Genomic DNA, 19,223 nt, shown 5'->3' on the forward strand with positions numbered 1-19,223 from the left:
GGCCCACTTTTTAACGCGTTACAATGGATACAACGTTTCGAGACAGTTTGGCGACTGTGAATAAACAAGGGAAACGCAACTGGATCTATGCACAGAGACCTAAGGGTAAACTTTATAATGCGAGAAGTATTCTTAGCTATCTCTATTTCATTGCGTTTTTCGCCGGACCGTTTATTAAAATAAACGGCCGGCCCCTTTTTTTGATTAACGTAGTTGAAGGCCGTTTTATCCTCTTCGGCGCTATTTTCTGGCCCCAGGATTTCTTCATCTTTGGATTGGCAATGGTTGCCTTCATCCTCTTTATAGTCATCTTTACGATGGCCTTTGGCCGCCTTTTTTGCGGTTGGGCATGCCCCCAGACCATCTTTATGGAGATGCTGTTCCGAAAGATAGAGTACTGGGTAGAAGGTGATGCGGCTGCACAGCGGGTATTGAACCAGGCCCCCTGGAATACAGACAAGATTTTCAAAAAGACCAGTAAACACGTGTTATTTTATACGCTTTCATTCCTGATTGCCAACACCTTTCTGGCTTACATTATAGGTATAGACAACCTTTCGCGCATTATTACGGAACCTGTAACAGAACATATTGGTGGCCTTACAGCCATCCTCATTTTTGCAGGCATTTTTTATGGAGTCTTTGCCTTTTTCAGGGAGCAGGTATGTACTATTGTCTGTCCGTATGGCCGTTTACAAGGTGCATTGCTGGATAAAAACTCCGTTATCGTAGCGTACGATTACTCCCGGGGAGAACCCAGGAGTCACTTTAAAAAACAACAGGATGCCGCTTTCGGGGATTGTATTGACTGTGCACAGTGTGTGAAGGTGTGCCCCACAGGTATAGACATCCGCAATGGTACCCAGCTGGAATGTGTAGGCTGTACCGCCTGTATCGATGCCTGTAACTTTATGATGTCAAAGGTGAACAGACCTTTGAACCTGATCCGTTACGCATCTGAAGATGGTATTGCCAACAAAAAACCGCTAACCATCACTGCCCGTATGAAGGTGTACAGTACCATCCTGGTACTGATTATAGCAGCCATTACATTTATGCTGGCCAGCAGGCAGCCGGTAGGGGGCGACATTATCCGAACTGCAGGTATGCTGTACCAGGAGAGAGGGCAGGATAGCGTATCCAACCTGTACCGCATAAAACTGATCAACAAGACGACAAGCGAAATTCCGCTGACGTTGAGACTGGAAGGCACTGCAGGTCGTATACAATCAATTGGTGATCCTGTGATTAAGGTAAAAGCGGAAGCACAGGGAGAAGGTACCTTCTTTATCGTATTGCCCAGGAGTGCAATCGGGAAAAGAAAAACCGTACTGCATGTAGCACTATATGCAGGCGACAAGAAAACGGGTTCCATCAAAACTACTTTCCTGGGACCGATCCAATAACTATTACAAACTAATCATCATGAACTGGGGACATGGCATCATCGTAGTATTTGTTCTTTTTGCCGCCGGTATACTCACATTGGTTACCAAGAGTATGCATGCGCATGTGGAAATGGTGAATAATGACTATTACGCAGAAGAGCTGAAATACCAACAGGTGATAGATGGACGTAAAGAAGCAGCACTGCTGTCGGCACCGGTGAAGATCGATCAGGCCGGCGATCATATAGAAGTGACTTTCCCTCCTGAAATGCAGGGAACACCACTGAGCGGTAAGATCCTTTTCTACAAAGCAGCGGATTCACGCCAGGACGTAACAGTTCCTCTCCGCGCTGGTGTAGAAGGTACTGTAAGCATCAGCAAACAGAAACTGACAAAGGGCTACTACCAGGTTCAAATGGAATGGGATGCCAATGGCAAACACTACTTCCAGGAAGAGAATATATCGGTGAACTAAATTTAATCATCACACACCATGTTCCTGACATTTCTTTATGCGCTTTCGCTGGGTTTTATAGGCAGTTTTCACTGCATAGGTATGTGCGGGCCAATAGCGCTTACCCTGCCGGTTCAGCACCTGGAAGGTACGCGTAGGCTGGGAGGCATCTTACTGTACAATGCAGGACGTGTGAGCGCTTATACCGGCCTTGGCATCTTTTTCGGATGGCTGGGCAGGCAATTTTATCTGGGTGGCCTGCAGCAATGGCTTTCTATTACAGTAGGAGGGTTATTGCTGCTGGTCATTTTTTTTCAGTACGGATGGAGGTCCTTCCGTCTTCCTGAAATAGGAGGATTTTATACCAGGAGAATTAAATCGATTCTTGGCAACCTACTTCGCCAACGTCGTTTCAGTACACTTTATGCAATCGGTTTTTTCAACGGCTTACTGCCCTGTGGGTTGGTTTATTTTGCCATAGCAGGAACCATAGCTACCGGCGCTACCTGGCAGGGAGCACTGTTTATGACAGCTTTTGGAACAGGCACTTTGCCGGCGATGGTAGCGGTGAGCTGGTTCACAGAGCTGATCAGTCTGCGCTTCCGCAACCGCATCAGGCGCTTCATACCCGTTATAGCAGGCATTATGGCCATCCTGCTGATCATGCGTGGCCTGAACCTGGGCATTCCGTATATCAGCCCGGTTCTTTCTCCCCAGGAAGAGCGGGTTTCTTTACACTGTATTAAACCTTGACTACAATGACGCTTATTCAAAAATATAATACCGCTGCACCACGGTATACCAGTTATCCTACCGTTCCCTACTGGGATGAATCAACTTTTGAAGCTACGAGATGGAAACAATCCCTGCAGGAGTCTTTCAGGGCTACTAATTCAACCGAGGGTATCAGTATTTACATACATCTTCCTTACTGCGAAAAGTTGTGTACCTATTGTGGATGCAACAAGTATATAACCGTCAACCACGGGGTAGAAAAGCCCTATATGGACGCTATTTTACGGGAGTGGGGCCTCTACCTCAAACTGTTTGAAAAACGCCCGAGAATCCGCGAAATTCACCTGGGCGGAGGTACGCCTACTTTCTTCAGTCCGGACAACCTGGCGGTGCTCATCAGTGGCATTTATGAACATGCTGACCTGATCTCTGACGCCTCTCTGAGTTTTGAAGGACACCCCAACAATACGACTGTAGCACATATGCAAACCCTGTACAACCTGGGATTCAGGCGTATGAGCCTGGGTATACAGGATTTTGATCCTAAGGTGCAGGATATCATCAATCGTATACAACCTTATGAAACGGTAGAGCGGGTCACCAACGAAGCCAGGGAGATTGGATATACTTCCATCAACTATGACCTGGTTTATGGGTTGCCTTTACAAACCATGGCAAGTGTACAGGATACCATTAATAAGATTATCAACCTGGGGCCGGACAGGATCTCTTTCTATAGCTATGCGCATGTACCCTGGATCAAGGGGAATGGTCAGCGCAAATATTCTGAAGCAGATTTGCCTAAGGATGAAGAAAAGCGTGCCCTGTATGAGTTAGGCAAAACTATGTTTGCAGAAAATGGGTATACGGAAATAGGAATGGATCACTTTGCCCGTCCACATGATTCCCTGTACCGCTCAGCGCAGGAGGGTACCTTACACCGCAACTTTATGGGCTATACAGATCATCATACTTCCCTGATGATTGGTTTAGGTGCATCATCTATCGGCGATAGCTGGTATGCTTATACACAAAACGAGAAGACGATTGACCGCTGGATGGAACGGGTAAACAAAGATGAGTTTCCGGTAGTAAGAGGACATATTCTGAACAACGAAGACCTGTTACTGCGCCGCCATATTCAGGCACTGATGTGCAATTTTGAAACTACCTGGAACAAGGCAGATGTGCAGTGCGATGCGATTGTAGAAGGCTTGCAGCGACTGCAGGAACTTGAAAGGGATGGGTTGGTTGCTGTAAGACCCAGGAAGGTTTTTGTAACTGAAAAAGGACGTCCTTTTATCCGTAATATCTGTATGGCATTCGATGCTCGTTTATGGCGCAGACAACCACAATCACAGCTATTCAGTAGTGCTATCTAAATCTTATTGACTTCATTCTTACTGCTTTACGTTGAAAGCGCATCCGGAGATTGGAATTTTTTCCAAAATATGGAATAATCATAGTGTGATAAATTACCACATTATTGCGAGTTAATGATCAGCTGAAACATTGATGAATAAAGGGCTTTAGCGGGCATAAAAAAAGTCTGACCGTTTTTTACAATCAGACTTTCTTGTTATGTGAATGGGTTAGTAAGTACAGGGAACAAAAATTCCCTACACAATATTAAAAAGAATTTTATCACAAAAGAAAAAAAATGCAAACTTTTTTATTCACACCACTAAAAAAAGTGTGGATAACAACAGTTAAAAAGTACGGCTGAAAGATTTTTTGCACCGACAATCAAACCAAATTTACACAAACGATAATATCCCGATTCTCACCTACCTTTGTTGTACTAAACAGCAGAATATATGAAGTTCAATGCTCCGATCCCGGTAACCGAAATCGCCGCATACATAGGCGCAGCGCTGGAAGGCAACGATCAGCAAATGGCAACCGGCATTAACGAAATACATAAGGTTACTCCAGGTGATATTTCATTTGTAGACTTTGAAAAGTACTATGATAAGTGTCTGCGTTCCGCAGCAACAATTATTATCATCAATAAAAAAGTTGACTGCCCTCCCGGTAAAACACTGCTTGTGTTACCTGATCCTTTCAGTGCATATGTTAAAATTGTGAAAAGGTTCCGTCCTTTTGAACCAGCGACCAAACCCATCAGCGATACTGCGGTAATTGGGAAGGACACTATCATTCAGCCAAATGTATTTATTGGCAATCATGTTACCATCGGAGAGAACTGTCTTATTCATCCCAATGTTACGATCTACGATCACACTGTGATTGGCAACAACGTAATCATTCATGCCGGTACCGTGATTGGCGCAGATGCATTCTACTTTAAGAAAAGAGCGGACAGGGAAGTGATGTATGACAAGATGGAAAGCTGTGGTCGTGTGATCATTGAAGACGACGTGGAAATAGGCGCTGGTTGCACCATTGACAAGGGTGTAAGCGGGGATACCATCATTGGTCGGGGTAGTAAGTTTGACAACATGATCCATATCGGTCATGGTACCGTAATTGGTCGTAACTGTCTCTTTGCTGCACAGGTAGGAATCGGTGGTAAAGCACATATCGAAGACAACGTAATCCTGTGGGGTCAGGTAGGTGTATCCAAAGACCTGGTAATCGGTAAGGGAGCTGTAGTACTGGCACAAAGCGGTGTACCCAGTTCGCTGGAAGGAGGCAAGACGTACTTTGGCTATCCTGCCGAAGATGCACGACAGAAGATGAGAGAGGTAGCATGGATTAAACGCATTCCTGAAATATGGGAAAAACTGAAGGGTAAATAAACACTTTTGTAAATAGCTTCTGCCACCCGCAGAAGCTATTTTTTTATACATTTGGAACATGCTTTTCCGAACATTATTTCTCCTGTTTTCAACCCTGACTGCCGTAGCCCAGAAAGGGCTCACAGAAGTACCCGTCACTATCAAAGACGGCTGGTTTACCGCCAAAACGATTTCTTTCGATAAGTATACCACCAGCGATCGCAAAAATGGCATCGATCAACCTGCTTCTTTCTCCTTCATAAAGAACCCCATTGACGCCTTTAATTTCCTGCTCCTATGTGATACCTGCAAACACGATAGTAAGGCTCATATTCAGGCGCTATATACGCCTCGCATCGCTTTTTCAGATCGTTCGTTACCATCCGTGCTGGAACATGTTGATGCGAATAATAAACTGGCTTATATAGTCATCCAGGTTGCCGATTCTGCTTTGAATAACTGGGAAATGATTCTCCGGAATATGACTTACCTGGACCTGAACGACAACAAACAGGCAGGTATACTCCGCTCCTCACAGGGGGAGTTCAAAGTCACTGCCAATAACCATTTTGGTATCGTAAATTCTTATGAAAACATCCGGTATGAATTTGTGTACCGGAAGAGGGTAGTGGCGGCCGTCATACCCGGAAATAATCCCCGGGTATGGTTAGACCTGAGTAATTTAAAAGAGGAGCAACGCATTGTAGTTGCAGCAGCGATTGCTGCATTACTGCTGCGATGAGGGCTGCATCTTTTTCAGCCAGGCTTTACTCATGCGGGCAATCGTTTCTTTCATTGGGGTAAACGCAAAGTCTGGCAATGCTTTCCTGATCTTCTCGTTGTTGTAATATACCTTCAGCTGTGCGGTATGTGCTGTTTCTTTCGTTAACACCGCCTTTTTTCCTGTGACCTTACTCTTCAAGGTTTCTATGCGCCATATTATTTCTGCCTGCCACGGTTTCACCAGTTTATGCGGCGGCTTTTTGCCCAGCTGTACCGCCATTTCTGTAAACAGATCTACGTAGCTCCAGTTGTCTGCAGAGATTACAAAACGCTGCCCGGTTATATTGCTTTCCATCAGGCGGATCATTACTTCAACTACGTCTTCCACATCTGTAAAGCCAGTGATGCCTTCTGTATAATAAGGGAATTCTTTCCAGGCATTTTTGATGAGCAGACCGGAACCATCTTCCCAGAAATCTGGTCCCAGGATGATGGATGGATTTACGATTGCAGCAGGCAATCCTTCTGCAATACCTCTCCAGACTTCCATCTCTGCCCTGTACTTACTCACGGCATACTGTGAGTTGTGATGACTATCCTGCCATTCAGTATTTTCATCGATCATCTGCCCGGTCTTTGCACGACCCAGGGCAGCTACGGAGCTTACATGCACCAGTTTTTTCACACCGGCATCCAGCGCCAGGTTCACCACATTGGCAGTACCATCTATGTTCACTTTCATAATCTGCTCACGCGCTTCGGGGCGGAATGATACCACACCTGCACAGTGATAGACTTTCTCAACACCTTCCATGGCATCTTCCAGTGCACACACATCCAGTACATCTCCTTTGATCCAGGTGATTTTGTCGGCAATGTCTCTGAGCTGTTCAGGAATTTCCTTGCGGTATAATGCCCTTACAGGTATGCCTGTTTTCACCAGTTTCCGTAATAAATGACTGCCTAAAAATCCGGTTCCTCCTGTTACTAATATCATGTAATCTTGTTCCGTTTGTCTAAAGATAATTATAAAACCCTTTCCCGGTTTTCTTTCCTAAATCGCCGGCCTGCACACAGGCAATCTGTAATGGGCTCGGCGTAAAGCGGGGCGCCTTTTCAAATGCATCGTACAAGGATTGTGTCACTGCCAGGTTTACATCGTTGCCGATCAGGTCCATCAGGGTAAAAGGTCCCATTCGGAAACCTGCACTTTCCAACAGGCGATCTATTGTTTTGTACGGCGCGATTCCTGCTGCAGCTACCTGCATGGCTTCTAAATAATAATGCCTGGCCACCCTGTTTACAATAAACCCCGGGGTATCCCTGACCTGTACCGGCGTCTTACCCATTTTAGCGGCCAATGCATGCAACAGTTGTGCAACATTAGCCGATGTTTTTTCACCACTCACAATCTCCACCAGTTTCATCACCGGTGCAGGATTAAAAAAGTGCATGCCCGCTACCCGTTCCGGATGAGGCACTGCCGCTGCAATGGATGATATGGAGAGAGAAGAGGTGTTGGAGGCAAAGATCGTGTACTCATTATTCACAGCTGCTAATTCCCTAAATAATGCTGTTTTAATATCAGGTTTTTCTACGATGGCCTCTATGATCACCTCTGCCTTTACATCGCCGGTATGTGCCGTAAAATGCAGGCGCTGCATGATCCTGTCCGCCATTCCCTTCTCCAGCTTTCCCTTTTGCTCCAGGGTGGATAACTGACTACTGATCTGTTGTCTGGCTTTGTCCAGCATGGCTGGTTGTACATCGAACAATACTGTGTTGAAACCGCTTGCTGCGGCTACCTGTGCTATGCCGGCGCCCATTGTGCCAGCCCCGCATACAGCGATCGTTTGCATTTGTTCCAGGTTGATCATCTTCGTCTTTTGGGGTAGAAATGAAAACAGGAGAAAAGGCGTATGGATGATTCAGTTGCGCGCTTTTCTCCTGTCTGTAAATATATTCAAATATGCCTGTTACTAGACCGTTCCTTCAAATTGTTCCAGGAACCGAACATCATTTTCTGAGAACAACCGCAGGTCCTTCATCTGGTATTTCAGCATGGTGATACGTTCTATACCCATACCGAAGGCAAAACCGGTGTATTTTTCAGGATCGATGCCACAGTTTTCCAGCACTTTCGGATGCACCATACCACAGCCCAGGATTTCTACCCAACCGGTATGTTTACATACGTTACAGCCCTTACCGCCACAAATGAAGCAGGAAATATCCATTTCTGCACTTGGTTCGGTGAATGGGAAGTAGGAGGGGCGGAAGCGGATACGGGTATCTTCACCAAACAGCTCTTTCACGAAGTGATAGAGGGTTTGTTTCAGATCAGCGAATGAAACGTTTTCGTCGATGTACAATCCTTCTACCTGGTGGAAGAAGCAGTGTGCACGGGCAGAGATAGTTTCATTGCGGTATACCCGTCCCGGACAAATGATACGGATAGGCAGCTTACCCTTTTCCATCTCCCTTACCTGTACAGAAGAGGTATGGGTGCGCAGCAGCCAATCCGGTGCTTTGCTGATGTAGAAAGTGTCCTGCATATCCCTGGCCGGATGGTTTTCAGGCAGGTTCAGTGCGGTAAAGTTATGCCAGTCATCCTCAATTTCAGGCCCTTCTGCTATAGCAAAACCCAGGCGCTCAAATATGCTGATGATGTTATTTCTTACTATGCTGACAGGATGACGGGTACCCAGGCGGTGAGGTTCTGCCGGCAGGGTAAAATCGGCATCGGTAGCGGCAGCACCGGCACCATCTTTCAGGTGTTCAAATTGCGCATAGCGCTCCTCCACGAATTGCTTAAATCCATTGAGCAGTAAGCCGAATTCTCTTTTCTGCTCTTTGGGCACGTTCGCCATTTCTCCGGATATAGCTTTTACAATCCCTTTGGTTCCAAGGAATTTGATACGGAATGCCTCCAGGTCGGCAGCTGTGGCCGGTTCAATTGCCTCGATTTCCTGTTTGTAGGCAGCTATTTGCTGTTCTATGTGATCCATAAGACAGCAAAGATAATGATATACTCAGAAAATTAATTTATAACCCACGCCCCGGATGTTGACAATTTGCACCCTTGGGTCGTCTTTCAGGTAGCGGCGTAGTTTGGTGATGAAAACATCCATGCTGCGGGCGTTGAAAAAGCTGTCGTCGCCCCATAAGTCCAGCAGTACGACCTTCCTTTCTATCACCTGGTTCAGGTTTTCTGACAGGCGCCGCAGTATCTCTGCTTCCCGGTGGGAGAGGAAGGCGGTTTCCTGGTTGCGGGTCAGGGTTTGCTTGGTATAGTTAAACTGGTACTGACCGATCTGGATCACATCGGCACCAGAGGCTTCCTGCGCCGCCGGCTGATCAGCGAACCGCTGCAGCAGGGCTTTGATTCTTACAATCAGTTCATCCATACTGAACGGCTTTTTCAGGTAGTCGTTACCACCCAGTTCAAACCCTTTTACCACATCTGCGGTCTGGGATTTGGCCGTGAGAAAGATGATCGGGGTCACCTTGTCCTGTTTCCTGATTTCTGTAGTAACAGTAAACCCGTCCATGTTTGGCATCATGATATCCAGCACTACCACATCCGGTTTGTGCTGCTGGTACAAATCCAACCCTTCCTTTCCGTCTGACGCGTAGAGCATTTCAAAGCCACGCATTTCCAGGCTATCCTTTACGATTTGTCCCAGTTGCCATTCGTCTTCTATCAATAATACTTTAGCCATAGTAACAGATTTAGTCTCAAACAGGTATTTGGATGATAAATTCGCTGCCCTTGTCTGGTTCACTATGTACAGTGATACGACCACCGTGCAGTTCTACGATTTTTTTGACATAACTGAGTCCCAGTCCGAATCCTTTCACATTGTGCAGGTTCCCGGTCGGTACCCGGAAGAAAGTATCAAAAATACTTTCCTGGTATGTTTTAGGAATACCTATCCCATTATCTTTTACCCGAATGATTAAGTTACCGTTTTCTATGGAACTACGGATATGTACCACAGGCAATTCTCCCGAGTATTTGATGGCATTGTCCACGAGGTTGCTGATCGCATTTGACAGGTGAGTACGGTCTACATTCACAAGCCGGTCGCCAATCAGGTTATCATACCTGAACTGTACTGGCCTGTTGGTTTTGAGCTGATGATTGGTAATGATCGTATCCATGATCTCGTTCATATCAGTTTCCTCCCTGTACAGCTCTATTTCTTCTCTTTCTTCCGATGCTATGTGCAGTACCTTTTCTACCAGGTCTGACAGTCTTTGCAACTCCTGCTTGGAGATATCGAGATACGACTGCGTTTTGCGCTGGTCGTTGAGGGCGTTGAAATTCTGCATGGCTTCCACAGCTGCATATACAGTGGCGATAGGTGTTTTCAGCTCGTGCGTCATGTTGTTGATAAAATCATTCTTTACCTCTGACAGTTTCTTTTGCTTCAGGATGGTACGCAACATGTAGATAAAGCAGATGGTCGTCAACACAAGCAATACAAAAGAACCAACCAACGTCCAGACCATCTTGGCCAGGATATAAGGCATAGGAGATTCAAACACCGCCTGAACAAAAAGATTGCTCGCAGGGTTAAATGGTATCTTGCTTGTCTTTTGTGGGCCACGCCTGCGCAAGCTATCGCGGAAACTTTCCCTGGCAAAACCGTCAAAGTTGATGTGAAAAGTATCCAGGTGGAAGTCCGTTTTGATCTGGCGGCCGTGAAGTTCTGCACTGAAGATAGAATCCAGCTTTACCAGTTTGACACTGTCGCTGGTAATATTGTTCAGGAGCAGGAAATCAGAAATTTGCCTGGCCAGGGTATCGGCATATATACGATTGGGATTCTGACGCGGACCATTATGATCGTTCGAATTGATCATCATACGCTGGCGTCCTTCCCCTTCTTCAGGACCGGGAGGGGGAGGAATATCGCCACCAGGGCCTCTCAGGCTATCACCGTGCTCTCTGCCAAAGCGTCTAAAATAGCGGCGAACGTCGGCAAACTGTTTGTTGTAAACAGCAGTACGCAATGATTCGTTAATATCTTTACTGAACTGATCTAATTGTATGTGATAGGAGTTATATAACCAGTATCCCTGGAACATGTAGATGCCTAGAATGCATATACACATGAGTATCAGAATGTTTCGGATCCGCTGGCGCATTATTTCAATGAATTTATCATGCAAAGCTATTCGATTATGGGATTATCATGGCTATCCCCTTAACAGTAATTAACAGTAAATAAGGAACCTTAACCATTGCGCCCATATTATGTTCTTTCCTTAACAGTAATTAACAATAAATAAAGCTAATTAACCTGAATATGTGTGCTGAATAATGACTTTTGTGAGAGCAAAAAAATAAACACATGAACCATTTATCAAAAACCCTCTTTGGTGCCGCCCTGATAGCCTTCACTGGCTTTACGGCACAGGCACAGGACAAGAACAGCGGCGTGATCGACTATGAAGTGAGTCAAAAAATGCCTCCAAGAGGCGGTGATGGCGGCGATGAAGACGGACAGGTAATCACTATAAACCAACATTTCTTTTTCGCAGCCGGTCACGGTAAGCTGGAAACAGAACGTCCTAATTTTGGTGGCAACCGGGCCCCTCAGGGTCCTCCTCCAGGTGAAGGTGGTGAACAGGGACCTCCTCCGGGCGGCGGTCAGGGCGGCGGTGGCCGTTTTCGTGGTGGATTTGGAATGGGCATGATGGGTGGCGGATTTGTAGATCTGCAGAGCCATAAATACCTGCAAACATTTACCAAACCAGACGACTCTACTAAAACATTCTTTGCAGAAGAGGACTTCCGTCCTGCAAAAGATGTAAAGCCTGGTGATAAAACGAAGAAGGTTGCCGGCTACAATTGCAAAAAAGCAACTGTGACTGTAAGAGATGAAACTTACACTGTATGGTATACAACTGAGCTGCCTTTCAGCTACAGCCCTGTAAATGGCCTGCTGCCTGAACCCAATGGCGTAGTACTGGCAGCTGAAAGCAGTAACCGTTCTTTTACTGCAAAGAAAGTAGACTTTAAACCAGTACCTGCTGAAAAAGTTTCCCTGCCTGGTAATGCGGAGAAAGTGAGTGAAGAAGACCTGCGAAACATGCGGCGCGAAGCCATGCAGAAATTCCGTGACAGACAAAACAGGAATTAACAGACTACTTCTTTTAACTTACATCCTCCTCATGAAAAGGATCCCCCTTATGACTTTATGCCTGATCCTGGTTGCGCTTATATCCAAGGCGCAATCAGGTCAGGTTAAAGGACAACTGACTGATTCAACCGCTTCCCATCCCTTGGCTGACGCCACCGTTGCTTTGCTGAATGGCAAGGATTCTTCTCTTGCAGCGACTGCATTTACTGACAAAAAAGGAGGCTTCAGCTTTACCGGTCTCTCCGCTGGTGGTTACCGGGTATACATCACTTACCTGGGTTATAAGCCAGTCTTCAAAAGCATTACTATATCTGCTACACAACCTGTAGTGGATATGGGTACCATTCACCTCCGGGGCAAAGGTATCACCCTGGGTGAAGTAGAAATCATCCAGGAAGTACCACCTGTGGTAGTAAAAAAGGATACGCTCGAATTCAATGCAGATGCCTTCAAAACCCGCGAGAACGCAGTGGTGGAAGACCTGCTCAAAAAACTGCCCGGTGTTACTGTGGATAAAGATGGAGTGATCACGGCACAGGGCGAAACAGTGAAGAGAGTATTGGTAGATGGTAAGCCATTTTTTGGTGACGATCCCAAACTCGCTACTAAAAACCTGCCAGCCGAGGTAATTGATAAAATTCAGGTGATAGACCGTAAATCTGATCAGGCACAATTTACAGGTATCGATGATGGTAATACAGAAAAAGCCATCAATATCACAATCAAAAAAGATAAGAAAAAAGGTGTATTCGGAAGGGCTTCTGCCGGCTATGGTACTGATGATCGCTTTGCTGTAAATGCCAATGCAAACGCCTTTCGCGATAACCGTCAGCTCTCTTTCCTGGGTAGTGGTAATAACGTAAATAACATGGGCTTCACCATGCAGGATGTGTTCAACTTCTCCAGCAGCAACAACGGCAGTGGTGGTAGTAATGGTCGTAGTGGTGGCGGTGGCAGAGGTGCTGCTCAATCCACTATCAGCAACCTGGGTGGAAATAGTACCACAGGTATCACCACCAACTGGAATGCAGGTTTCAACTATAATCAGGACTTTGGAACGAAATTAAAAATCAATGGTAGTTACTTCATCAACGATGTAAAAACCGAAACTAAAAATCAGAACGCAAAGCAAACTTTTACATCTGATAGTTCTTACTATTACAACTCTACTACCGGTTCTCTTACTGAAAATAAGAACAACCGTCTCAACATGCGGATCGAGTATGAAATTGACTCTTTCCACTCTGTGGTTTTTACGCCCACATTCTCCTATACTGACGGTAGTACCAATTCAACCAGCTACTACCAACAGCAGGATATTAATAAAGTGACCTCTATCGATGGTTCCAATACGAACCGCAGCGGTGCTTCTTCTCCAAACTTTTCAGGCTCTGCATTGTACCGTCAGAAATTTCATAAAACCGGTCGTACCCTGAGCGCCAACTTCACGTTTGGATATAATACCACCGATCGTCAGAACTATTATAAATCGCTGGACACATACGTAGCTACAGACACTACAGATGCTTACAGCAGCGGGTATGACAGGAAGACGAATGCAAATAACCTCGGTAGAAATTATCAGGCAGCACTCACCTACACGGAGCCTTTGATGAAAGACAGGTACCTGGAACTGAACTATACATATAGCAATAATTACAGCTCTTCCAAAAACCTTACTTACGATGCGAATGCTTCCGGAAAATATGATGTGCCGAATGATAGTCTGAGTAACATTTTTGAGAACACATTTTCTACTAACCAGGCAGGTGTGAACATCCGTACGAACAAGTTTAAGTACGATTATACCTTCGGTATGAACGTGAAGTGGAATAGCCTTGTGAATGACAATGTGAGCAGAAATACACACATCTCTCAGTACACTGTGAACTACTTTCCATCTGCAAGTTTCAACTACAACTTTGAGCAGGGCAGAAGGTTCCGCTTCCGTTATAATGGAAGCACTACTCAGCCAACTATTTCACAGTTGCAGCCACTGCCGGATCTGACCAGTTCACTGTATGTGCAACAAGGTAACCCTAACCTGAAGCCCACGTTTACACATAGTCTGATGGCAGGTTACAACGCATTCAACAGAAGTTCTTTTCGTGGTATTTTTGTAAATGCAAATGCAACGTTTGCCAGCAACCAGATTGTAAATGCGAACCGCACTGATGACTCTACCGGTAAGCAATACACTAAACCGATCAATACGAATGGTGTGTATTCACTGAGTGGTAATATGGTGAATACTATTCCCATCAAAAATCATGTAACATCTCTGAACATAAGTACGAATGTTTCTTACAAAAGAGATGCAAGTTTTACCGGTGAGGATGAAAACTTTAGTGACATCAGGAAATACTATACCAGGAATTTCAGCCTGACTGAAGGCATTACATTCAACTACTTCTTCAAAGAATTATTTGATGTATCCACATCTGGTAGCGTACAGTATGCAGCAGCACGATACGACATCCTGCCAAGCAACAACACAAATTATTTCAACTATTCATTCTCCCTGGACTTCAACATCAATCTACCAGCAGGATTTCAGCTGGGCAGTGATATGACATATACATTGAATGCCGGCCGGGCTGCGGGTTACAACGTAGATTATACTTTACTGAATGGATATGTATCTAAATTTGTTGGGAAGAAAAAACAGGGGCAATTTAAATTTTATGCTTACGACCTGCTGAAACAAAATGTAAGCATCAGCCGTACTACGGGTGAGAACTACATTCAGGATACGCAGAACATGGTACTGCAACGTTACTTCATGATCAGCTTTACTTACTTCCTGCGTAAGTTCGGTACGAACAATAATAATAACCGCGAAGGTCCGCCACGCGAAATGCGATTTATGCGTCCTCCGGGTGGCGGTATGCCGGGAGGTCCTCCGGGTGGCGGCGGAATGTAAAACAGAAAAGGAGTGCGAAATGCACTCCTTTTTTTATGTATTATACATGTAAAATGACTCCGGATTTTTTGAAAGGTTGAAAGGAAATAAAGGTGACGGTGAAACATCTCCCCTCGTACCTTCAGCTTTATAACCTTACAACCTTAATAACTTTGTCGATTGACCATAAGGGTAGTACCATTGGATCATGCAACTTTATATTGCTGTACCTTTTGTGCCGGGGTTTTGCGATCTCTGACACCGTTAGTAATCCTGCGAACTATCCAGCTAAGTGTAAATGTCGGAATAAAGTCCAAACCGGGGAATAACTCCTCCATAAAGTTGAACACGCCTCCGAATGCGCCCATACTGCCACCAAACATCCTGTAAAATATGATAGCGGAAATGGGAGCCCAAATTACATCACTTACTTCGCCTAACACTGGTACCGCATAACTGGCACAGCCAATCAGGTCCATCAGTATACAAATCCATAAGGCAGGAGTAAATCTTTTTTCCATATTGACCTCCGCTTTAAATTGTGAACACAATAGTATAATCAAATAGCTTACCAATTTCAATTACGTGTGGTAGTATAGTAATTACGGAGTCGATGGTCGGGGTACTTTTTGGGAATAATGATTTGTGATACAATCCTTTAAAAAATGCTGATTTTTCCTCTACCTGGAATTACTCGTAATTTCTTCTTTAACTCAGGCGTAACTGTACTTCTTTAACGTTTGGTACTACTATAAAGTTACGAATTTCACCCCGGATTGGATGTACGCATTTCAAAAATGCGTAGTTCCACGCTATATTTATGAAAAATTCTATTGTTATATGTCCACTCCGCTCAAAGGTCGTATCCGTCATTCCGTGTGTGCCTGGCCTTATGAATCCATTCCACTGGAAACTTTTTGTAAAGGTGTTAAAGAAATAGGGCTTGAATCTATCGATCTTCTGTATCCTCATCAGTTTGATACGGCCAGGCAGTTCGGCCTCACCTGTGCAATGGTAGCATCTGTGAGCGACGAATGGAATATCACCAGGGGGTGGAACCGCGTGGAGCACCACGATGGCCTCATTACTTATTACCAGTACCTGATCGATGAAACTGCCAAAGCCGGCTTCCCATCCGTAGTCTGTTTCTCTGGCAACAGAGAAGGGCTGGACGACGAGCAGGGTATTGAAAACTGTGCCAAAGGATTACAGCGCTTACTGCCATATGCTGAGAAAAAGAAGGTGAATATCGTGATGGAACTACTGAACAGTAAGGTTGATCATCCTGATTATCAATGCGATCATACAAATTGGGGGGTGGCCCTGAGCCAAAAAATAGGCGCTGACCGTTTCAGCCTGCTCTATGATATTTACCATATGCAACTCATGGAAGGCGATATCATCCGTACTATCCGTGACAATCATACTTATTTCAGCCATTACCACACTGGCGGGGCACCGGGCAGAAATGAGATCAATGACAGCCAGGAATTATACTACCCGGCTATTATGAAAGCGATTTATGAAACAGGTTATAAAGGCTTTGTAGCACAGGAATTCATTCCTACCAGGACGGATAAACTTTCTTCGCTGAAAGAAGCGGTGCTGATATGTGATATCTGACCCTTACTTATATTAGTATTTCCAGTCATTGCGCAGCATGCCCATGACTACCATATCTACAAAATGTCCATGCAGCTTGGCATTGTGACGTAAGATACCCTCTTTCGTAAATCCCAGCCTGATAGGGATGCGGGCACTGCGATCATTTTCCAGCGCAAAGCGTATTTCTACTTTGTTGAGTTTCAGGTTTTCGAAAGCAAAAGAGATGAGCACCCTGCAACAGGCTACAGCAATGCCTTTGCCACGGCAATGTTCTGCCAGCCAATAGCCGATTTCAGCTTTTTGCAGCAGGTGATCCCAGCAATGTAAATCCAACACTCCGCACAGCTGCCCATCGTACCAGATACCAAAGGCAATGGCTTCCTGGTCTTCTGCTTTGCGCAGCATCATCTCTATAAAACGAAGGGAATGATCTTCATTTGTATTGTAATCCACCCATGGGAGGAACCGGCGCAGCGCCTTACGGGATGTATCGAGGGTGCGATAAAGCACCGGTGCATTTTCAGGTTGTAACTGCCTGAGTAAAATATGATCGTCTACGGCTAACTCCAGCATAAAAAATTAAGGTTTGGCCCTTATACCGGTTCTGGTATATTGGCCAAACCTCAAATATAGTAAACTTAACTTTTTGCAAACAACTGTTGCCGCTGCATATCCCGAACTATCTGGCGAGCGAACTGAGATGCCTGTTTGTAAGCCGTAGGCGGATCTATTGCTTCTGACTGGGCATTGTAGATCAGTTTTTTCTGTCCCAGGTCGTACAGGTTTGTATCCCATTCATACCGCACATTCGTGGTATAATATCCGGGAGTAAACATACCGCCGTACCATCCCCGGTAATAAGGGGTGTAAGGGTAGGGGGGCACATAACCCCTGGATTTTGTTTTATCTATCATGGCGATGGTGAGCACCTGGTCTACGTCACCATTCCTGAATTTATGCAGGGCAGCCTTCTCGTCGCCAGTTTTCGACAGGGCATCGTCCGGACCGTATTTGGCAAATGAAGATACTGCGTTGAACCCTTCCTTCTGTAGCTCATTTACCAACTCATTTTCCATTAAAATGCGCAGATTTTGATCCCTGGGGGGAACAAGGGCTATCACAATCATTTTTTTGCCGGTATCAAGCTTGGCATCCGGTGTTTTCCAGGACGAAGTTAGTTTGGTACTGGTGCAAGCTGTGATGGCCAACAGCCCTATACATAATAACAATACTCCTAGCCTTTTCATAATCTCCTCCTTTTAACTGTTGATTAGACGGGAAAAAAAGAGGAGAGTTACATTGACCTGTTAAAAATAATAGCGGCTTGCGACGATTAGTCGCAAGCCGCTATACATATATACATCAGTATTAATAATTAATCACCTGCTCCTGGATACCTGCCGGGATTTCCCTGAACTCGTACAACTGGGTTCTCAGTTGTGGCTCAAAGCCAGCTTCCCTGATCGCCTGCTGCATAGACCTGTAGGTAAACCTGTGCGGTGCACCGGCAGCACTTACCACATTTTCTTCAATCATAATAGATCCGAAATCGTTCGCACCGGCGTGGAGACAGATCTGAGCGACCTGCTTACCCACTGTAAGCCAGCTAGCCTGGATATTCTTAATATTAGGCAGCATGATACGGCTCAATGCGATCATACGGATATATTCTTCTGAGGTGGTCATATTGTGTACCCCCCTGATCCTGGACAACAGGGTATCTACATCCTGGAAAGTCCATGGAATGAAGGCAGTAAAGCCATAATGGCCTTCCGGCTTTTCGCTCTGCACCTGCCTGATGTCTGCCAGGTGTTCAAAACGCTCCAGTACAGTTTCCACGTGCCCGAACATCATGGTAGCGGAGGATGCGATATTCAGCTTATGCGCTGCACGCATTACATCCAGCCACTCCTGTGCACCACATTTCCCTTTGGAAATGAGCCTGCGCACGCGGTCGTTCAGGATTTCAGCCCCTGCACCTGGTAAGCTGGCCAGACCAGCTTCTTTCAGTGCCTTCAGGACTTCTATATGTGTACTTTTTTCCAGTTTTGTGATGTGTGCTACTTCCGGGGGGCCGAGGGCATGCAGCTTAAGGGTAGGATACAACTGTTTCAGCTGCTTAAAGGTATCCACATAAAAGGCCAGACCCAGATCCGGGTGGTGGCCACCCTGCAACAGTAACTGGTCACCGCCAAATTTCAGGGTCTCCTCGATCTTTACCTTGTACTCTTCAATTGACGTGATGTAAGCGTCTGCATGGCCCGGGATACGATAAAAATTACAGAATTTGCAGTTAGCCGTACACACGTTGGTGGTGTTTACGTTTCGATCTATCTGCCAGGTAACTTTCCCGTGTGGAACCTGCTGTTTACGAAGCTCATTTGCGATGTGCATCAGCTCCGTAAGTGGCGCTTTTTCAAACAGATATACCCCTTCCTCTGGTGTAAGCCACTCAAAATTTAATGCTTTCCTATATAGATCTTTCAGTTCCATGATAAACAAAGGTAGCAAAAAACAATATCC

18 protein-coding genes are annotated in these 19,223 nt (G+C 45.4%); 9 read left to right on the forward strand and 9 right to left on the reverse strand.

Going from position 1 to position 19,223, the window contains the following annotated elements:
* Window positions 1-23: 23 nt before the first annotated feature.
* The 6 genes from ccoG (at window position 24) to ABDW16_RS01285 (ending at window position 6,060) form a co-directional block, all read left to right on the forward strand.
* Window positions 24-1,406: a cytochrome c oxidase accessory protein CcoG gene (gene ccoG, locus ABDW16_RS01260; RefSeq protein WP_343667293.1), complete on the forward strand. Its 1,383-nt coding sequence runs from the start codon at window positions 24-26 to the stop codon at window positions 1,404-1,406.
* A 19-nt stretch (window positions 1,407-1,425) separates the two neighbouring features.
* The gene (locus ABDW16_RS01265; protein ID WP_343667294.1) at window positions 1,426-1,863 is read left to right on the forward strand and encodes a FixH family protein; all 438 of its coding nucleotides are present in this window, start codon (window positions 1,426-1,428) and stop codon (window positions 1,861-1,863) included.
* 18 nt (window positions 1,864-1,881) lie between these two features.
* The gene (locus tag ABDW16_RS01270; protein ID WP_343667295.1) at window positions 1,882-2,595 is read left to right on the forward strand and encodes a sulfite exporter TauE/SafE family protein; all 714 of its coding nucleotides are present in this window, start codon (window positions 1,882-1,884) and stop codon (window positions 2,593-2,595) included.
* Window positions 2,596-2,600: 5 nt separating this feature from the next.
* Window positions 2,601-3,959, forward strand: coding sequence for an oxygen-independent coproporphyrinogen III oxidase (hemN, locus tag ABDW16_RS01275; RefSeq protein WP_343667296.1), 1,359 nt, complete (start codon window positions 2,601-2,603; stop codon window positions 3,957-3,959).
* Between the two features lie 435 nt (window positions 3,960-4,394).
* Window positions 4,395-5,339, forward strand: a complete 945-nt coding sequence (locus ABDW16_RS01280) for a UDP-3-O-(3-hydroxymyristoyl)glucosamine N-acyltransferase (protein ID WP_343667297.1) — start codon at window positions 4,395-4,397, stop codon at window positions 5,337-5,339.
* A gap of 58 nt (window positions 5,340-5,397) precedes the next feature.
* Complete coding sequence (locus tag ABDW16_RS01285) at window positions 5,398-6,060, forward strand: hypothetical protein (protein WP_343667298.1); 663 nt, start codon at window positions 5,398-5,400, stop codon at window positions 6,058-6,060.
* Here ABDW16_RS01285 and ABDW16_RS01290 read toward each other — a convergent pair.
* The 5 genes from ABDW16_RS01290 to ABDW16_RS01310 all read right to left on the reverse strand — a co-directional run bounded on the left by ABDW16_RS01290 (window position 6,046) and on the right by ABDW16_RS01310 (window position 11,162).
* The gene (locus tag ABDW16_RS01290; protein WP_343667299.1) at window positions 6,046-7,038 is read right to left on the reverse strand and encodes an SDR family NAD(P)-dependent oxidoreductase; all 993 of its coding nucleotides are present in this window, start codon (window positions 7,036-7,038) and stop codon (window positions 6,046-6,048) included. The two genes, ABDW16_RS01285 and ABDW16_RS01290, sit on opposite strands and share 15 nt — an antisense overlap.
* Window positions 7,039-7,057: 19 nt before the next feature.
* Window positions 7,058-7,900 (reverse strand): 3-hydroxyacyl-CoA dehydrogenase NAD-binding domain-containing protein, encoded by an 843-nt coding sequence (locus ABDW16_RS01295; protein ID WP_343667300.1) that lies wholly within the window; start codon window positions 7,898-7,900, stop codon window positions 7,058-7,060.
* Window positions 7,901-8,020: 120 nt separating this feature from the next.
* Window positions 8,021-9,049, reverse strand: coding sequence for a phenylalanine--tRNA ligase subunit alpha (gene pheS / locus ABDW16_RS01300; RefSeq protein ID WP_343667301.1), 1,029 nt, complete (start codon window positions 9,047-9,049; stop codon window positions 8,021-8,023).
* 24 nt (window positions 9,050-9,073) lie between these two features.
* Window positions 9,074-9,763, reverse strand: a complete 690-nt coding sequence (locus tag ABDW16_RS01305; RefSeq protein ID WP_343667302.1) for a response regulator transcription factor — start codon at window positions 9,761-9,763, stop codon at window positions 9,074-9,076.
* 16 nt (window positions 9,764-9,779) lie between these two features.
* On the reverse strand, window positions 9,780-11,162 hold the full coding sequence (locus ABDW16_RS01310) for a HAMP domain-containing sensor histidine kinase (RefSeq protein WP_343667303.1): 1,383 nt from the start codon (window positions 11,160-11,162) through the stop codon (window positions 9,780-9,782).
* Window positions 11,163-11,401: 239 nt separating this feature from the next.
* Here ABDW16_RS01310 and ABDW16_RS01315 point away from each other — a divergent pair, with 239 nt between their 5' ends.
* Both ABDW16_RS01315 and ABDW16_RS01320 read left to right on the forward strand, forming a co-directional pair.
* Complete coding sequence (locus ABDW16_RS01315; RefSeq protein WP_343667304.1) at window positions 11,402-12,193, forward strand: GLPGLI family protein; 792 nt, start codon at window positions 11,402-11,404, stop codon at window positions 12,191-12,193.
* 31 nt (window positions 12,194-12,224) lie between these two features.
* The gene (locus ABDW16_RS01320; RefSeq protein WP_343667305.1) at window positions 12,225-15,116 is read left to right on the forward strand and encodes an outer membrane beta-barrel family protein; all 2,892 of its coding nucleotides are present in this window, start codon (window positions 12,225-12,227) and stop codon (window positions 15,114-15,116) included.
* A 185-nt stretch (window positions 15,117-15,301) separates the two neighbouring features.
* Here ABDW16_RS01320 and ABDW16_RS01325 read toward each other — a convergent pair whose 3' ends face one another.
* Window positions 15,302-15,616, reverse strand: coding sequence for a hypothetical protein (locus ABDW16_RS01325; protein ID WP_343667306.1), 315 nt, complete (start codon window positions 15,614-15,616; stop codon window positions 15,302-15,304).
* 319 nt (window positions 15,617-15,935) lie between these two features.
* On the opposite strand from ABDW16_RS01325, the gene ABDW16_RS01330 reads away from it, so the two are divergent.
* Window positions 15,936-16,718: a TIM barrel protein gene (locus ABDW16_RS01330; protein ID WP_343667307.1), complete on the forward strand. Its 783-nt coding sequence runs from the start codon at window positions 15,936-15,938 to the stop codon at window positions 16,716-16,718.
* A gap of 12 nt (window positions 16,719-16,730) precedes the next feature.
* On the opposite strand, the gene ABDW16_RS01335 is transcribed toward ABDW16_RS01330, so the two are convergent.
* The 3 genes from ABDW16_RS01335 to mqnC form a co-directional block, all read right to left on the reverse strand.
* The gene (locus ABDW16_RS01335) at window positions 16,731-17,273 is read right to left on the reverse strand and encodes a GNAT family protein (RefSeq protein ID WP_343667308.1); all 543 of its coding nucleotides are present in this window, start codon (window positions 17,271-17,273) and stop codon (window positions 16,731-16,733) included.
* 65 nt (window positions 17,274-17,338) lie between these two features.
* On the reverse strand, window positions 17,339-17,947 hold the full coding sequence (locus ABDW16_RS01340) for a hypothetical protein (RefSeq protein WP_343667309.1): 609 nt from the start codon (window positions 17,945-17,947) through the stop codon (window positions 17,339-17,341).
* A gap of 121 nt (window positions 17,948-18,068) precedes the next feature.
* Entirely contained in the window at window positions 18,069-19,193 is a 1,125-nt protein-coding gene (gene mqnC, locus ABDW16_RS01345) for a cyclic dehypoxanthinyl futalosine synthase (protein ID WP_343667310.1), read from the reverse strand.
* Window positions 19,194-19,223 lie beyond the last annotated feature (30 nt).

Source organism: Chitinophaga sp. (assembly GCF_039596135.1).
GTDB lineage: Bacteria > Bacteroidota > Bacteroidia > Chitinophagales > Chitinophagaceae > Chitinophaga.

What these genes read in the sequence shown, in the direction of transcription:
- ABDW16_RS01335 (WP_343667308.1), bottom strand. Translation starts at nt 17,273, where the DNA reads ATGCTGGAGTTAGCCGTAGACGATCATATTTTACTCAGGCAGTTACAA.
- ABDW16_RS01280 (WP_343667297.1), top strand. Translation starts at nt 4,395, where the DNA reads ATGAAGTTCAATGCTCCGATCCCGGTAACCGAAATCGCCGCATACATA.
- ABDW16_RS01315 (WP_343667304.1), top strand. Translation starts at nt 11,402, where the DNA reads ATGAACCATTTATCAAAAACCCTCTTTGGTGCCGCCCTGATAGCCTTC.
- ABDW16_RS01285 (WP_343667298.1), top strand. Translation starts at nt 5,398, where the DNA reads ATGCTTTTCCGAACATTATTTCTCCTGTTTTCAACCCTGACTGCCGTA.
- ABDW16_RS01310 (WP_343667303.1), bottom strand. Translation starts at nt 11,162, where the DNA reads ATGTGTATATGCATTCTAGGCATCTACATGTTCCAGGGATACTGGTTA.
- mqnC (WP_343667310.1), bottom strand. Translation starts at nt 19,193, where the DNA reads ATGGAACTGAAAGATCTATATAGGAAAGCATTAAATTTTGAGTGGCTT.
- ABDW16_RS01320 (WP_343667305.1), top strand. Translation starts at nt 12,225, where the DNA reads ATGAAAAGGATCCCCCTTATGACTTTATGCCTGATCCTGGTTGCGCTT.
- pheS (WP_343667301.1), bottom strand. Translation starts at nt 9,049, where the DNA reads ATGGATCACATAGAACAGCAAATAGCTGCCTACAAACAGGAAATCGAG.
- ABDW16_RS01290 (WP_343667299.1), bottom strand. Translation starts at nt 7,038, where the DNA reads ATGATATTAGTAACAGGAGGAACCGGATTTTTAGGCAGTCATTTATTA.
- ABDW16_RS01325 (WP_343667306.1), bottom strand. Translation starts at nt 15,616, where the DNA reads ATGGAAAAAAGATTTACTCCTGCCTTATGGATTTGTATACTGATGGAC.
- ABDW16_RS01305 (WP_343667302.1), bottom strand. Translation starts at nt 9,763, where the DNA reads ATGGCTAAAGTATTATTGATAGAAGACGAATGGCAACTGGGACAAATC.
- hemN (WP_343667296.1), top strand. Translation starts at nt 2,601, where the DNA reads ATGACGCTTATTCAAAAATATAATACCGCTGCACCACGGTATACCAGT.
- ABDW16_RS01265 (WP_343667294.1), top strand. Translation starts at nt 1,426, where the DNA reads ATGAACTGGGGACATGGCATCATCGTAGTATTTGTTCTTTTTGCCGCC.
- ABDW16_RS01270 (WP_343667295.1), top strand. Translation starts at nt 1,882, where the DNA reads ATGTTCCTGACATTTCTTTATGCGCTTTCGCTGGGTTTTATAGGCAGT.
- ABDW16_RS01330 (WP_343667307.1), top strand. Translation starts at nt 15,936, where the DNA reads ATGTCCACTCCGCTCAAAGGTCGTATCCGTCATTCCGTGTGTGCCTGG.
- ccoG (WP_343667293.1), top strand. Translation starts at nt 24, where the DNA reads ATGGATACAACGTTTCGAGACAGTTTGGCGACTGTGAATAAACAAGGG.
- ABDW16_RS01295 (WP_343667300.1), bottom strand. Translation starts at nt 7,900, where the DNA reads ATGCAAACGATCGCTGTATGCGGGGCTGGCACAATGGGCGCCGGCATA.
- ABDW16_RS01340 (WP_343667309.1), bottom strand. Translation starts at nt 17,947, where the DNA reads ATGAAAAGGCTAGGAGTATTGTTATTATGTATAGGGCTGTTGGCCATC.